Raw genomic sequence first — 15,011 nt, forward strand, 5'->3', positions numbered from 1 at the left:
TGGTCCTTCTGCCCGTCAATGCGCCGCCCTCCAACGCTGGATGAGGCCGGCAGCCAGATAGGCGGCTGCTCCGAGCGACGTGATCCAGAAGCTCGTCGGCCAATCGGTCAGGAAAGCAAGCCACAGGCTGGTCCAGGCGATGATGACCGCTAGCGCGATCGAAATAAGAATGCCTCGCAGCACGCCGCGCGCCAGGCGCAGCGTTGTTGCCGCCGGGGCGACCATCAGCGCGAAGACGAGCAGCACGCCGACTATCTGGGTCGCCTCGGCAGTCGTCACCGCGACAATGATCATGAACATGGTCGAGACGAAATCGAGGTTCACGCCCTTCGCCTCCGCCAGTTCGGGCTGCAGGCTGGCGAAGAGCAAGGGCCGGGAAATGAAGATCAACGCCGCCAAGATCACCACGGACAGGACAGCAAGGATGATGACTGTCCGGTAACTTATGCCGAGCACGTTTCCAAACAGCACATTCGTCGCCTGTGACGCGAAGGCGGTGTAGAAATGCAGGAACAGCAAACCGAGACCGAGCGAAAGCGTCAGCACGATGCCGATCGCGACGTCACGATGCGCTCTTTCCCCCAGAAGTCCGATGCCGATACCAGCCAGAACGGTGAAGACGGTCAGCCCGAAGAATGGCGACAGGCCGAGCAAGCCGGCGCCTGTCGCGCCGGGAAATCCGACATGGGCCAACGCATGTCCGGCGAAAGTCTGGCCGCGCAGCACGAGGAAATATCCGACCGCCCCGGTCACGATGGCGACGACCGTGCAAGCCGCGAAGGCGTTGCGCATGAATTCGTAGTCAAACATCGTGAACATGCGCAGCCCCTTCCAACTCGATGCCGTCCGCCATGACGAAGATGCGTCCGGCTACCCGCACCACGTTGATGTGCGTGCCATAAAGCTTCGACAGGACCGGACCGTTGATGACCTCATCGACGCTGCCGATCGCGGCACTGGCGTTGCCGAGATAGAGCACGGCATCGACGACGCGCAGCAAGGGATTGATCTCGTGCGAGCAGAAAATCACGGCGATGCCCAGCCGTTCGCCGACTTCATGGACGAGTTCGATGATGGTGCGCTGATGCGCGGCATCGAGGCTGATCAGCGGCTCGTCGAGCAGGAGAAGCTTGGGGTCGCCGATCAAGGACTGGGCGATGAGGATACGTTGCCGCTCGCCCCCCGACAGCTCCGCGAATGGCCTCCTGGCGATATCGGCCGCGCCAACCTCTTCCAGCGCCTTCCATGCCATGTCCTTCTCGAGCGCCGACGCCGCGGGCCAGCGCCAGCGATGGCCGCCCGCCGCGGTGACGACGAGATCGAAGCCGCTGATGCCGGCATGGGTCACGATGCGGCGCGCCTGCGGCATGTAGCCTATAACGGGATTGCCGCGTGTCGGTGGCCGGCCAAGAACGGAAATCGCTCCACTGGCCGGGCGGATAAGTCCGAGGATGGCGCGCAGCATGGTCGTCTTGCCGGCGCCGTTGGCACCGAGCAGCCCTACGAACGCGCCTTGCGGAATGGAAAAGGAGACGTCGGAAAGCACCCGACGTCCCCCATAGGTCAATGTAACCCTGTCGAAGGCGATGACGTTCATTGCGTGCGCGCGGCAAGGGCTTTCTGCACGTCGCCGATCTGGCCACCGAACCACGACTGGATCGTCTGGCCGGCGGGCTCCGTTTCGGTGACGCCTATGACGGTGACCTTGTTCTGCTTGGCAATGTCGAGAAGGCGCGTCGTCGCCTCGTCCGTCACCTGCGAATTGTAGAACAGGATCTTGGCCGATCCGTCCTTCAGGCTGTTCTCGAACGCAGCCACCTGTGTCGCGCTCGGCTCCGTGTCGTTCATGACCGCCACCTGGAAGTCGTAATTCAACATCTTGAGGCCGAGGGCTTCAGCCATGTAGCCGAATACCGGCTCCGTAGCGGTTACCGCGGTCCCGCCATAGGCCGCCTTGACGTCATTTATCTGCTTGTTGATTGCATCCAGCGACGACTGAAACTTCGCCAGGTTGGCCTGATAATCCGCCGCGTTGGCAGGATCGAGTTTCGAAAGATCGGCGGCGAGTTCCTTGGCGATCGCCGGCAGCGTCACCGGATTGTACCACAGATGCGGGTTGTCGCCCGACTTCTTGCCGATCAGATCCGCGGCCACGATTGTCGTGCGCTGCGTGCTGGTCGAGGCCGAAAGAAGCTTGTCCATCCAAGGGTCATAGTCCGCACCGTTGTAGATGATGATCTTGGCGTCGGCGACAGTACGCGCCGTCGAGGGGCTGGTCTCGAACAGATGCGGGTCGTCGTTGGGGTTGGCAAGGATGCTGGTCACGGAAACGTGGCTGCCACCGATCTGGCGGGCGAGATCGCCATAGAAATTCTCGGCCGCGACGATGTTCACCTTGTCTTCGGCGCGAGCGCCAGCGCCTGCCAGCAGCGTCGCCGCGAACAGCAGCGCCGCCGCGAATGGAAAGGAACGCATGTCTTTCTCCTCTTGCAGTTCGAGAGGCCGGACCGGCCTGCCCCGCTTCACCCGTAGGTAACGGTATAACATTGTGTTAACATTATGGCCGATCTGCCTGACTGCGATCATGCCGCACAGATGTCATCCGAAAACCATCCGGTTCGATAGGCCGTCTCCTGGTCGGGGCACATCCGCCTCACTCATCGGTGCTCGCCATAGAACCCTTGCGTCCTCGAATCGCTGACTGCCGGAAGCTGATCGCCGGCCGAACTGCGCATCTATCATGACGGTCTACCCGGTCACGATTCGCCTGGTCGACGAATATTCTTCTGTTTCATGACAGCCGCGAAATGCAGCGTTTTGGCTACTGGCGTAGCGTGCGGAGGGGTCCCTCTCTGCCGATGACAAACGTCGCTGGAGGCGGTCTCCACCAACTGGTGAGATATAGCCTGACACGGAAATTTGGCAACGACGTCGGGTAATGCGCTTTTGTCGGCGTGCGAATGCTCGAATGGCCGGTTCCAATCGAAGTCTATTCGAAAGAGTAGATGAATCCTTCCGCCGAGGCGCCCACGGTGACCTTTGTCATCTTCGCCCCTTCGAGTGAACGGTTGAGCACGCCGCGGCTCAACTCCGGCAGCAGCGTGTTGGTCAGGATGGCGTCGATCATGCGTCCGCCAGACTCTATCTCGGTGCAGCGTGCCTTGACCAGATCCATGACGCCGTCGCCGATCACCAGCTCGGCATCGTTGCTTGCCTTGAGCCGCCGCGCGATCTTGCTGAACTGGTGTCTGGTGATCGCCTCGATCATCGCATCGGAAAGCGGATAATAAGGGATTGTCACGACCCGGCCAAGGAAAGCGGCAGGAAACACTTTCAGCAGCGGGCCGCGCAAGGCGCTGTCCAGATCGTCGATGCCGGCGCGCAAGGTGCCATTCTTCGTGCGGTCCATGATGACCTCGGAGCCCACATTCGAGGTGAGCAGGATCAGCGTGTTCTTGAAGTCGATCCGACGACCCTCGCTGTCGTCCATCATACCCTTGTCGAAGACCTGAAAGAAGATCTCGTGCACGTCCGGATGCGCCTTCTCGACCTCATCGAGCAGGATCACCGAATAGGGCTTGCGCCGCACGGCCTCGGTCAGGATGCCGCCCTTGCCATAGCCGACATAACCGGGTGGCGCGCCCTTCAGCGTCGAGACAGTGTGCGCCTCCTGGAATTCGGACATGTTGATCGAAATAAGGTTCTGCTCGCCGCCATAAAGCGTTTCGGCCAGCGCCAGGGCTGTCTCGGTCTTGCCGACGCCGGACGGGCCGCAAAGCAGGAACACGCCGACCGGCTTTTCCGGCGCGCCGAGGCCGGCGCGGCTGGTCTGGACGCGTCTCGCGATCATCTCCATAGCATGGTCCTGACCGACCACGCGCTCGGACAAGGTGGCGGCGAGATTGAGTGCCTTCTCGGTCTGGCTGGACAGCATCCGTCCCGTCGGGATGCCGGTCCAGTCCTGGACAACGGCCGCCACGGCATTGCGGTCGACCGACGGCAGGATCAACGGGGTCTCGCCCTGCGCCTCGGCAAGTTCCGCCATCAGTTCGCGCAGTCGTGCCAGATCAGTAGCGGTATCCGAAACAGGAGCAGGCTCGTGGGCCACAACGGCCTCCGTCTTTGCCGCCTTTGTTTTCGTGAATCCGGTCTTCGAGCTGCTGGGCTCCGCCGCCTCGGACTCCGGCGTTTTGGCCCCAGGTGCCTTCTTTTCATGCGCTTCGGCCGCTGGCGCTTCGACAGCTTGGCCCGGAACAGCTTCGCCGTCCTCCACCACGTCAAGCGGCATGCCCTCGCCACGGAGTTTGGCGCGAAGGTCGAGAATCTCGGTCACAAGTGCCTTTTCCCGATCCCAGCGTGCTTGCGCTGCCGCAAGGGTGGTCTCGGTTTCCGCCAGCCCGGCTTCCACGCGGGCCTGTCTGTCGGCCACTTCGATGCCGATCGCTGCCTCGCGGCCAATGATGCCCTTCTCCACCTCGAGCGCCTGGCGGCGGCGCAGGATGTCCTCGACCTCGGCCGGCGTCGCATGCTGCGAGACGGCAACGCGGGCGCAGGCGGTGTCGAGGAGGCTGACCGCCTTGTCCGGCAGCTGCCTGGCCGGGATGTAGCGGTGTGAAAGGGAAACCGAAGCCTCGATCGCCTCGTCAAGGATCTGCACCTGGTGGTGCTGCTCAAGCACGCCGGCGACACCGCGCAACATCAGCACGGCCACCGCTTCGGAAGGCTCGTCGACCTTGACCGTCTGGAACCGACGGGTCAGCGCCGGATCCTTCTCGATATGCTGCTTGTATTCGGCCCACGTCGTGGCGGCGATCGTGCGCAGCTCGCCGCGCGCCAGCGCGGGCTTCAGGAGATTGGCCGCGTCGCCGGTTCCCGCCGCGCCGCCCGCGCCGATCAGTGTGTGGGCCTCGTCGATGAAAAGGATGATCGGCGTCTCTGAGGCCTGCACCTCGTCAATGACGGCCTTCAGCCGCTTTTCGAACTCGCCCTTGACGCTGGCACCCGCCTGCATCAGCCCGACATCGAGCATGCGCACGCTGACATTCTGAAGCGGCGGCGGCACGTCGCCCTCGGCGATGCGCAAGGCGAAGCCCTCGACGATCGCCGTTTTGCCGACACCCGCCTCTCCGGTCAGGATCGGATTGTTTTGCCGGCGCCGCATCAGGATATCGACGATCTGACGGATTTCAGGATCGCGACCGACGACCGGATCGATCTTGCCGTCACGGGCGCGCTGAGTGAGGTCGGTCGCGTATTTGGCGAGCGCCGAATCCCCGCCCGGGCCGCGTTTCAATGGTGTTTCGGCAGCGGCGGCGGGAGGTGAGCCAGCTTCGAGCGAGCCTTCAGTGACATCGGCTAAGCGGGCAATGACTCCGTCGGCGTCGATCTTGTCGAATTCAGCGCTGATCTTCGAAACCAGCCCTTCCAACACCGGTGTCTTCAGGCAGGCGAGAAGAATATGCGCGCTGCGTACCTCCTCGACACCGAATTCCAGCGTGGCTAGGTTCCAGCCTTCCTGTATCGCGTGAAAAATATGGTCGGAGAATTCCTCCACCGAGGTCGCGCCGTAGGGCAGCTTGTCGATGGCGCGGGTCATGTCCGCCGTCAGCCGGCTGACATCCAGCCCGGCATCGGCGACGATCATCTGCACATCCGAGCGCTCGGACAGCACCAGTTGCTGGACGAAATGGGCGAGTTCGACATAAGGGTTGCCGCGCAGCTTGGCCGTGTCCGCCGCGGCCTTGAACGCGCGCACCCCCGTGGGATTGAGCTTCGCAACGAGTTCCTTGCGCTTGAAACTTTGCGACGACCGGCGCTGTTCCATCTGAACCTGCCCCCGAAATCTGCTGGCCATACCCTGCCATAGAAGCGGCTGCTTGACAAAGCCGTATGACGAGCGAGTTCTTCGAAGCTTATCCGGGCGGCACCGCGCGGTTACACAAACCTTGCACACTCCTGCGACGATTGCGGTTCGAACCATGCGAAGCATTTTACATGCCTGATCCGCCAGTCGCCCAAGGGGTTTCGCCGAAAGATAAGTGAGGCATTCAGCTTCTGTTAGTTTTCGAGCATGTGTTCAATTGTCGTGGCGTGGGACCGATGATAACGTTGCGTCACATCGGAGTCACGGGGCCGCCTGCTGGGGGTACGTGTGATTGATCTAGCACTCTGGCTGAATCCTCTGGACGGTGCGAATCCGTCGGGAGAGGATTTACGCAACGACCCGGCTTTCCACGAGCTGGAGCGGCTCACGGAAGCCCAGCTCAAGGTCATCCACGACGGCGGCAACAAGGCTTCGCAGTCGACCATCTCGGTGGACTGGGCGGCCGTCCTCGAAAAAGCGGAAGAATTGCAGTCGCGCGGCCGGGATCTGCGCCTTCTGGTCATCGTCACGCGCGCTCTGGCCAATGAAGAGAGGCTCGCCGGCCTCGCCCTGGGGCTGACCCTGATCGCAAAGACTTTCGACCAGTATTGGGATACGATGCATCCGGCTTTGCGGACAGGTGCCACGCCGCGCGAGGCGGCGCTGCGACGCATCAATGCGTTGCTTGACCTCCAGAACGGCCAGGAAGGCCTGCTGGCGAACCTTAGGCAGACTGTCTTCTTCTCACCGCGCGCGATCGGGCCGATCAGCGGGCGAGATCTGGAACAGGCAGCACTCGACGAGCGCGTCATGCTCCAGGAAGCTGCCTCCGGCCTGGGGACCGCCGAAAAGGCGGCGCTGACGGCCGCCCACAACCAGATGCTGAACCGGGTTCGCACAGGATGCACGGCGCAGTTCGATCAGGCAGCGGACACCGTCACGACACTTTTGGCCGACGCGCGCGCCGCGATTTCGGCGCTGGAGGCGGTGGATACCGCGCTCAATGCCCGCATCGACGGCAATGGCGCGGCCATTCCGGATTTGAAGAAGTTCCTGCAGCGCATGCTGACGACGTTGGAGCGGAATTCCAGCACCGGCGCCATGGCCAACGGTCAGGCAAAGCCTGCCCCCCAGGCATCTCAACCGGCATCGACGCCCCCCCGAAACGGTCATGGAGCCGAGACGATGGCAAGTGCGGCAAGCTCCGTGGAAGCCAGCACCGGCCTGCCTGACCGGATCAACTCGCGCGACGAGGTCGTCAAATGCCTGGATCTGGTGGTCGCATTCTACGACCGCACCGAACCGTCAAGTCCTATCCCGCATCTCGCCCGGCGCGTGCGTCGGATGGTGCACATGGATTTCGTGGAACTGATGGAAGATCTCGCCCCGTCGGGGCTGAAGGAATTCCGGCTGCTTGCCGGTGTCCCCGATCCCAAGAAGCCGACCCAGAAGGATGAAAGGTAACAGGCATGCCAGCAGAGAGCAAAGCGAAGGTCATCGAAAGAAACCGCGCCCCGCGCGTGCAGATCGCCTACGACGTCGAAACCTATGGCAGCCCGACGACGATCGAGTTGCCGTTCGTCATGGCTGTCATGGCCGACCTTTCCGGCGCCTCGCAGACCAAGGAAGCGTCAAAGTCGGTTCTGGATCGCAATTTCGTCGAAACCGACGCCAATCGCTTCCCCAAATTCATGGAAGCGATGGGACCGCGCGTGAAGGCGCGCGTGAAGAACACGTTGCCGCAAGCGGAAGGCGCCGAGCGGGACGAGGAATTGGCGCTCGATCTCACCTTCTCCAAAATGGGTGATTTCGCGCCGGACAAAATCGCCGAGCAGGTGCCGCAACTGGCCGAGATCCTCAAGATGCGGCGTCAACTCGAGGAACTGCTGGGCTTCATGGATGGCCGCGTCGACGCCGAAAAGCGTATTGCGCAGCTTCTGAACAACGAGCCGCTGCTGAGCAAGATCGCCGGCCAGGCGATATCTGACGGCAAGGGCGAGGAGTAAGTCATGGCCGAACAGCAAAAGACCGCAGCCGCTACCGCCGAGGCGGAAGCCATCGATCTTGGCGAGTTTAGCGGCCTCCTTGAAAAGGATTTCAAGGTCAAGAAGGACGACAGTGAGAAGCTGCAGCAGTTGGTGCGCAACCTGGCGCTGGCCGCTCAGTCCCGTTCCGAGACGACGAGCATCTCGTCCAATGCGATCAAGTCGATCAAATCGCTGATCGCGGGCATAGACAAGATGCTGACGACGCAGGTCAACGAGATCCTGCATGCCCCGGAAGTGCGGGAGATGGAAGGCACCTGGCGAGGCCTTTGGTATCTCATCAACAATACCGAGACGGATACCAAGCTGAAGATCCGGGTGATGAACATCTCCAAGGAGCAGTTGGCCGACACGCTGGAAGACTATGAAGGCCAGATGTGGGACCAGAGCCCGATTTTCAAGAAAGTCTACACGGACGAGTATTCGATGCTGGGCGGCGAGCCGATCGGCTGCATCCTCGGCGCCTACGAGTTTTCCAACCATCCACGTGACGTCGGCCTGCTGCGCAACATCTCGGGCGTCTGTGCCTCGGCGCATACGCCGTTCATCGCGGCAGCCTCGCCGCGGCTGTTCCGCATGGACAGCTGGCAGGAACTGCCGAACCCGCAAGACCTGCAGATGATCGTGAACAATCCGGCCTATGCCTCATGGCAGTCGCTGCGCGAGAGCGAGGACGCACGCTATATCGGGCTCACCATGCCGCGCGTTCTGGCACGCCTGCCCTACGGCTCGGAAACCGTTCCGGTGAAGGGCTTCACCTTCGAGGAAGAGGTGGGTGGCGACCACAACAAATATGTCTGGATGAACGCCGCTTTCCCGATGGGCGTGAACATCAACCGCAGCCACAAGCTCTATGGCTGGGGAACACAGATCCGCGGCGTCGAGAATGGCGGCACGGTACTCAACCTGCCGGTTCACTCTTTCCCGACGGACGACGGTTCGATCGCAATGAAATGCCCGACCGAGGTCGCCATCGACGACCGGCGCGAGGCGGAACTGGCGAAGCTCGGTCTGATGCCGATCTTACACCGCAAGAACACCGATCTCGCAGCCTTCATCGGCGCGCACTCGCTTCAGGATGACGAGACGCGGGCCGGGCGTCTGGTCGACCCCGACGCCCAGTCGAACGAACGGCTGAGCGCCAACCTGCCCTACCTCTTCCCGGTGTCGCGCTTCGCGCATTACCTCAAGGCGATCGCGCGCGACAAGATCGGCTCGTTCAAGGAACGCACCGATATGGAGATCTGGCTGACCGAATGGATCAACCGGTACGTGCTGGCCAATCCGGCCTTTGCCGACGACAAGGCGCGGGCCAAGCGCCCGCTTGCTGCGGCCGAGGTTCAGGTCGACAGCGTCGAAGGCCGGCCCGGTTACTACAATGCCCGTTTCTATCTGCGCCCGCACTACCAGCTGGAAGGCATCAACGCATCCCTCCGGCTGGTGTCGGAACTGCCGTCGGTGAAGGGCTGAAATCGCAGTGAAGTCATCCTGTTTCGTTTTGAAAGCGGTGGAGAAAGACAATGCCGACCACAGAGAGAAGCGATGCTCCTTCAATGAAGATTGATGGGTTTTTGAAAGTTCCGGATATCAAGGGTCCGAGCAAGCGCGACGGCCATGAAGACGAGATCGAAGTGCATGGCGTCGATTACAAGATGATTGCTCCCTACGACCCGAACTCGCTTTCGCGACGCGGCCGTGTGTCGATGGGCATGATCAAATTCTCCAAGCACTACGACAAGTCGTCGCCATATCTGAAGAAGGCTCTGTTCGAGAACAAGGCACTCGACGAGGTGGTGTTTTCGGCACGCCGCACCATTGACGGCGAGACCAGCGACTATCTGGTCGTGACGCTCACCGACGCCTCGATCATGGAATACGACATGCGGCAGGCCGCCGACGAGGCGGACCTCATCGAGGAAGAAGTCAGCTTCGCCTATAAGAAGATCAAGTTCGTCTACGACAAGGACGACGAGATCGAAATGGACGTCTATGTCGGCAAGTGAGGCCAAGCGGCCCGGCGCGAAGGCGCAGCTTGCCGGCAGTTCGCGGGCAAAGCGCGAGGCGGTCCAGCCCTCCCTCTGGGACCGCCTCGTCAACGACTTGCCGGGGCTGACGTCGGAGATCGACGGGCTGCGCCGTCAGCTGGATGAAGAACTCGGCGACGAGCGCGTCGAGGCCCTTCTTGCCGGCAGCGCGCGCCCCGTCGATACCGACGCCGCACTCACATCCGAGCAGAAACGGCGCCTGCACCGGCTGGCCTTCCAGACCGAGCATCGCGCCGAAATCGAAAGCCGCGGCGTGGTCGTTTCGGCGCGCGTATTGAGAGAAGCCGTGCGGCGCGACATCGAGGCCCTGTTCAACACCGAGCGTTTCGAATCCGTACCGATGCTCTCCGACGCCGAACATGAACAGCCCCTGGACGAACTGCCGTCGCTCACCGACTTTCCGGAGGTGCGCCGCAGCGTGATCAACTATGGCGTGCCGTCCTTTTCCGGCCGCTCGTCACGGGATTTCGACCGCGATGCGCTGGCGCGCGAAATCCGCGCGGTGCTCGCCACCTTCGAGCCGCGCCTGAAGGAAAGCGCCACGACCGTCAACGTCACGCTCGGCGACAAGAACGTCGGCCTCAAGATCGAGATCGACGCGGTGCTGATCATGGCCCCGACGCCGGAGCGTATGCGGCTGCGCACCACGATCAATCTCGACAACGGCCTGGCACGAACCGAATTCCGGGAGACCTGAGATGGATCGGGTCTTCGTGGAGTACTACGAAGAAGAACTGACCCATATCCGGGCGCTGGCCGCAGAATTCGCCGACATGCATCCGGCGGTTGCCCGCAATCTTTCCCTCGATACGGTCCCATGTCCCGATCCTTATGTGGAACGCCTGCTTGACGGCGTGGCCTTCCTGGCCGCGCGCACCCGTCTGAAGGTCGACGCGGAGCGCTCGCGCTTCTCGCGCGCCGTGCTCGATGTGCTTTACCCGGATCTGGTGACATCGGCGCCGGCAACGGCGATGGCTGTGCTGAAACCCGGCCAGCAGGTGCAGTCGATGATCGCCGGCCACGCCGTCGCGCGCGGCACACGACTGGTCTCCGGCCTGCATCCAGGGCTTTCGACGCGCTCCACCTTCACCACCGCGCAGGAGGTCACGCTGTGGCCGATCGCCATCACCTCGCTCAGCTATTTCCAGGATCGCAGCGCGCTCGCCGCCGCCGGAATCGCGCCGATCGGCGATGTGCGCGGCGAGGCGGCGTTTCGCGTCACCCTCGCCCGGACAGGAAAAGGCAAGCTCAGCGAGTTGTCGCTCGACCGTCTCGACCTTTATTTCGCCGGGCGTGCCAAGGCACCGATGCTTTTCGATGCAATCTTCGGCGCCTGCTCGGCCGTCGGCGCGCGGGCCCAAGGCAAGACCGATCGGTTATCGGCGCTGCCCGAGCCCGAAATGATCGGCATCCGCGACGACGAAGCGCTGATGCCGCGCACCCGTCCGACCTTCGAGGGATATCGGCTGCTGCGCGAATATTTCATGATCCCGGAGCGCTTCCATTATGTGCGGGTCGCCGGCCTCCAGCCGGTGGTGCGCAAGTGCGATGCGGGGATCGAGATCATCTTCCTGTTCCGCCGCCCCGTGCCCGAGCTCGCGGATGTGACGGCCGCCGATTTCGAGTTGTTCGTGACGCCGGTCATCAATCTCTTCGAACGCGAATGCAACGTCATCGAGATCGATCCGCGCAAAACGCGTCAGGTTCTGCACGCCGACCGCACCCGCGCGCGGGATTTCGAGATCTTCCGGGTCTCCCGGGTCGAGGATGCCGACGCGGAGAGCGGCGAGGCGACAATTCCCGAATTGTTCAGCCTGGGGCAGAACAGCGGCAGCGGCTGGGTCTATTCGACCGAGCGACGGCCGCGCCGGGCCACGGAAGACGAGCGGCGCGAGGGCCTGACCCGCACCTCCTACACGGGCGACGATGTCTTTATCGCCGTCTCGCGCCCGGCAGGAAGCGCACCAAACCGGCCGCTCAAGCGCCTAGACATCACGGCGCTCTGCACCAACCGCGACCTGCCGATCCTGGACGATACGCCGACGCTGACGCTGGAGACGGCCGATCCGGTCGAAGCGGTACGCTTGCTCGGGGCACTACGGGCGCCGCAGCCGGCAATCCCGGCGTCCCTGCCGGCCGGCGCTGAAGGCGAATCCCGCGCCGACAATCTCGCCTGGCGGCTGGTGGCGCAGCTCTCTCTCAATTTCCTCAGCCTTGCCCAGGAAGGCCGTGGCGTCGATCCGCTGCATGCCTTGCTCGACCTCTATGCCGATCGGGGCGATCCCGGCCTTGCCCGCAACGTGCATTCGATCGTCCGTATCGATTCGCGCCCGGTGATCGAGCGGCTCCAGATCGACGGGCCAATGTGCTTCGGACGCGGCACCGAGATAACACTGCATGTCGACCAGTCCGTGCTGGCGGGTCAAAGCTCGCTGCTGCTTTCGGCCCTGCTTTCGCGGCTGTTCGCCCGCCACGCTGGGATAAACGGATTTGTGCGGACCCGCACGCGGTTGTTGCAGAAGCAGGAGGATGTGCCATGGCCGATGACGCCCGGCAATCGCTACCTGATCTAGAGGAGCCCGCAACGGTCGCAGCCGAACCGCTGTCGGAGAGCTTCGACTTTTTCGAGCTGCTGCGACGCCTGGAGCAGCGCCGTGGATTGTTCGGCCATTCCGGAACGGCCGACCGCGAACCGGCGAGACTTGGCCAGCATGTGCGCCTGAGCTTCTCTGCCCGGGACGTCGTCAAGCTCCATGACACCGGGGGCAAGGCCCCGGCGCGGGTAACCGTCGCCAATCTCGGGCTGCTTGGACCGGAAGGACCGATGCCATTGCATCTGACGCGCTGGGTGCTCGACCGGCTATCGCAGCGCTGGTTCACGGGGGCCGACGCCGAGCAGACCAGCGACACGACCTTCGTCGATTTCGTCAACATCCTGCAGCACCGCATGATGGCGCTTTACTACCGCGCCTGGGCTGACGCCCATCCGGCGGTTCAGGTCGAGCGTTCCGTCGGCGGGCGCGTTCGCGGCATGCTGGAGGCAATGTCCGGGATCGGCCTCCCCGGCACGCAGGATCCCGAACTAGACGCTGTGCGACTGCGACAGGCTGGATCGCTCGCCAACCAGGTCGACGGCGTGGAGCGGCTTACCTTGTTTCTCGCCACCGCCTTCAAGGTACAGGTGCAGATCAAGGAATTCGTCGCCGCCTGGATCACCATACCGACGGCGCTGCAGACGCGTCTCGGCAAGGCCTATGCCGGTCTCGGACGCGGTGCTACGATTGGGCCGCGGGTCTTCAGCCGCCAAAGCAGGATCGAATTGCGCGTCGGCCCGCTGAGCCTCGATGACTTCAAGTCGTTCCTGCCCGGCGAACGGCGTCTTGGCCTGTTCAAGAAGGCGGTGCGCGACATGATCGGCGAGACGCTCGACGTCGATCTGCGCATCGTGCTCGCGCGCGACGCCGTGCCGCCGCCACGGGTCGGGACTGTCCAGCTTGGCCGGACGGCCTGGCTGGCACGGCCCGCCGAAAAGGGTGACGCCGACGATCTCAGGTTGCGCACCATCGTGGGTTGGCGGCCGGAAATCGCGGAGGCGGCCGCATGAGCCTGCTGCTGACGCTGGAACAGGGGCCGCGCTCGCAAGTGGTCAGGCAGACCCGGCTGGACGAGGGCGAATTGGTGATCGGGCGCGGCGCCGATGCCGGCTGGCAGATCGACGACCCGGACATGTTCGTCTCGCGCGCGCATTGCAAGATCAGCGGCGGCCGGGCTGATTATTTCGTTACCGACACGTCGAGCAGCGGATTGTTCGTCGACGATTCCGACAGCCCTCTAGGACCTGGCCGGTCGATGCGGCTGCAGAGCGGCATGCGGCTGCGCATGGGCGACTATGTGGTCTATGTCGAGGTTCAATCCAAAGCGAGCCAGACGTCGATCGGCCCTGCGCCGGTCGCCAGCCATCCCATGCCTGCGTGGTCATCGCCGGGAGCGCGAACGCCGGCCAGCATCGGCGGCGACGACTTCTTCTCGGCCAAGGTCGAGGAAGAGCCGCGGCCGCCGCGCCCGGCGGATCTGCCGAACCCGTTCGAGCAGCCTGTTCCTGGGGCTTATGACCGCCCATCGAGCCAACGCAGTTCGCCCGCCTTTGACGATCCGTTCAGCCTCGACCCGGTGGCGACGCCGGACTCCAGCGGTGCCGCTGCTCCAGGTCAGCCAGATCCGTTCGGGTTTGGTGAAATGTCTTCGCGCAACGATGCGCCCGAGCATGCGGCAAAGCCAGCCAGCCACGATGACGATTTCAGCTTTGGACCGGTCGCGACGCCGCCTCTCACCAACGGCGCCGACCTGGCAGGACGTGCGCAGCATCAGGTTGAAAAGCCGCGAACCGCGCATTCTTGGGATATGCCGGCGCAGGAAGCGGCGTCACCGCCGCCGCGCCGCGCCGTTCCTGCGTCAAAGCCGTCGCGCCCCGCGCGGCCTGCTTCCGGTGATATGGGGCTTCGTGCCGCATTTCTACGCGGCATGGGCGTCGACGAGGCCGATTTTCCCGGCCGCGATGCCATCGCCGAAATGGAAAAGTTCGGGCGCGAATACCGGCTGATGCTGGATGGTTTGATGCAACTCCTGCGCAAGCGCGCCGAGGAGAAGGGAAGCGCCCGCGTCGCCCAGACGGTGGTCGGTGCTTCCGAGGTCAACCCGCTTAAATTCCTGCCGACGGTCGAGGATGTCATCGTCACCATCATCTCGGAACGCAGTCCGGGCTTTCTCTCCGGCGAGGCCGCGATTTCCGATGCGGTGCGCGATCTCGCGCAGCACCATGTGCGCGCTTGGCGGGGGGTGCAGGCCGCACTCAGGCGCATGATCGACCGTTTTGACCCGGCCGCTATCGAGGAAGAACTCAAATCCAATTCCGCCATCGGCAATCTGCTCTCCGGCGGGCGCAACGCCAAGCTGTGGGAGCTCTACCAGAAACGCCACCGCGACATCGCCCAGAGTGCGGAATCGAGTTTCCTGGGCGAGATCGGCGCGGACTTCAGGGACGCATATGAAGAGGAGTAG

At 63.2% G+C, this 15,011-nt stretch carries 12 protein-coding genes; 8 read left to right on the top strand and 4 right to left on the bottom strand.

Translation table 11 applies throughout. The features are described from left to right. Nucleotides 1-15 precede the first annotated feature (15 nt). The 4 genes from FJ548_RS00600 to tssH form a co-directional block, all read right to left on the bottom strand. On the bottom strand, nt 16-819 hold the full coding sequence (locus FJ548_RS00600) for a metal ABC transporter permease (RefSeq protein WP_210241951.1): 804 nt from the start codon (nt 817-819) through the stop codon (nt 16-18). Further along, on the bottom strand, nt 803-1,597 hold the full coding sequence (locus FJ548_RS00605) for an ABC transporter ATP-binding protein (RefSeq protein ID WP_140608489.1): 795 nt from the start codon (nt 1,595-1,597) through the stop codon (nt 803-805). The genes FJ548_RS00600 and FJ548_RS00605 overlap by 17 nt, the downstream gene beginning before the upstream one ends. Continuing rightward, nucleotides 1,594-2,475: a zinc ABC transporter substrate-binding protein gene (locus FJ548_RS00610; RefSeq protein ID WP_210242630.1), complete on the bottom strand. Its 882-nt coding sequence runs from the start codon at nt 2,473-2,475 to the stop codon at nt 1,594-1,596. The genes FJ548_RS00605 and FJ548_RS00610 overlap by 4 nt, the downstream gene beginning before the upstream one ends. A gap of 514 nt (nt 2,476-2,989) precedes the next feature. Then, nucleotides 2,990-5,824 carry a type VI secretion system ATPase TssH gene (gene tssH / locus FJ548_RS00615; RefSeq protein ID WP_140776223.1) on the bottom strand — a complete coding sequence of 945 codons (2,835 nt, stop codon included), beginning with the start codon at nt 5,822-5,824 and terminating at the stop codon, nt 2,990-2,992. Nucleotides 5,825-6,151: 327 nt separating this feature from the next. Here tssH and tssA point away from each other — a divergent pair, with 327 nt between their 5' ends. From tssA to tagH, 8 genes are all read left to right on the top strand, one after another. After that, nucleotides 6,152-7,327 carry a type VI secretion system protein TssA gene (gene tssA, locus FJ548_RS00620; protein WP_140776225.1) on the top strand — a complete coding sequence of 392 codons (1,176 nt, stop codon included), beginning with the start codon at nt 6,152-6,154 and terminating at the stop codon, nt 7,325-7,327. A gap of 5 nt (nt 7,328-7,332) precedes the next feature. Then, nucleotides 7,333-7,869: a type VI secretion system contractile sheath small subunit gene (gene tssB, locus FJ548_RS00625; RefSeq protein ID WP_140608481.1), complete on the top strand. Its 537-nt coding sequence runs from the start codon at nt 7,333-7,335 to the stop codon at nt 7,867-7,869. 3 nt (nt 7,870-7,872) lie between these two features. Beyond that, entirely contained in the window at nt 7,873-9,378 is a 1,506-nt protein-coding gene (gene tssC, locus FJ548_RS00630) for a type VI secretion system contractile sheath large subunit (protein WP_140608479.1), read from the top strand. An 83-nt stretch (nt 9,379-9,461) separates the two neighbouring features. Continuing rightward, entirely contained in the window at nt 9,462-9,911 is a 450-nt protein-coding gene (locus FJ548_RS00635) for an Hcp family type VI secretion system effector (RefSeq protein WP_181165554.1), read from the top strand. Beyond that, nucleotides 9,898-10,650, top strand: coding sequence for a type VI secretion system baseplate subunit TssE (gene tssE / locus FJ548_RS00640; protein WP_140776227.1), 753 nt, complete (start codon nt 9,898-9,900; stop codon nt 10,648-10,650). The genes FJ548_RS00635 and tssE overlap by 14 nt, the downstream gene beginning before the upstream one ends. Nucleotide 10,651: 1 nt before the next feature. Beyond that, entirely contained in the window at nt 10,652-12,526 is a 1,875-nt protein-coding gene (tssF, locus tag FJ548_RS00645; protein WP_140776229.1) for a type VI secretion system baseplate subunit TssF, read from the top strand. Next, the gene (gene tssG / locus FJ548_RS00650) at nt 12,490-13,557 is read left to right on the top strand and encodes a type VI secretion system baseplate subunit TssG (protein WP_140776231.1); all 1,068 of its coding nucleotides are present in this window, start codon (nt 12,490-12,492) and stop codon (nt 13,555-13,557) included. The genes tssF and tssG overlap by 37 nt, the downstream gene beginning before the upstream one ends. Beyond that, the gene (gene tagH, locus FJ548_RS00655) at nt 13,554-15,011 is read left to right on the top strand and encodes a type VI secretion system-associated FHA domain protein TagH (protein WP_140776233.1); all 1,458 of its coding nucleotides are present in this window, start codon (nt 13,554-13,556) and stop codon (nt 15,009-15,011) included. The genes tssG and tagH overlap by 4 nt, the downstream gene beginning before the upstream one ends.

Source organism: Mesorhizobium sp. B2-4-17, from assembly GCF_006441275.1.
Lineage (GTDB): Bacteria > Pseudomonadota > Alphaproteobacteria > Rhizobiales > Rhizobiaceae > Mesorhizobium.

Excerpts from the sequence above, each read along its gene's own strand:
- FJ548_RS00600 (WP_210241951.1), bottom strand. The coding sequence starts at position 819 with ATGTTCACGATGTTTGACTACGAATTCATGCGCAACGCCTTCGCGGCT.
- FJ548_RS00605 (WP_140608489.1), bottom strand. The coding sequence starts at position 1,597 with ATGAACGTCATCGCCTTCGACAGGGTTACATTGACCTATGGGGGACGT.
- FJ548_RS00610 (WP_210242630.1), bottom strand. The coding sequence starts at position 2,475 with ATGCGTTCCTTTCCATTCGCGGCGGCGCTGCTGTTCGCGGCGACGCTG.
- tssH (WP_140776223.1), bottom strand. The coding sequence starts at position 5,824 with ATGGAACAGCGCCGGTCGTCGCAAAGTTTCAAGCGCAAGGAACTCGTT.
- tssB (WP_140608481.1), top strand. The coding sequence starts at position 7,333 with ATGCCAGCAGAGAGCAAAGCGAAGGTCATCGAAAGAAACCGCGCCCCG.
- tssC (WP_140608479.1), top strand. The coding sequence starts at position 7,873 with ATGGCCGAACAGCAAAAGACCGCAGCCGCTACCGCCGAGGCGGAAGCC.
- FJ548_RS00635 (WP_181165554.1), top strand. The coding sequence starts at position 9,462 with ATGAAGATTGATGGGTTTTTGAAAGTTCCGGATATCAAGGGTCCGAGC.
- tssE (WP_140776227.1), top strand. The coding sequence starts at position 9,898 with ATGTCGGCAAGTGAGGCCAAGCGGCCCGGCGCGAAGGCGCAGCTTGCC.
- tssF (WP_140776229.1), top strand. The coding sequence starts at position 10,652 with ATGGATCGGGTCTTCGTGGAGTACTACGAAGAAGAACTGACCCATATC.
- tssG (WP_140776231.1), top strand. The coding sequence starts at position 12,490 with ATGGCCGATGACGCCCGGCAATCGCTACCTGATCTAGAGGAGCCCGCA.
- tagH (WP_140776233.1), top strand. The coding sequence starts at position 13,554 with ATGAGCCTGCTGCTGACGCTGGAACAGGGGCCGCGCTCGCAAGTGGTC.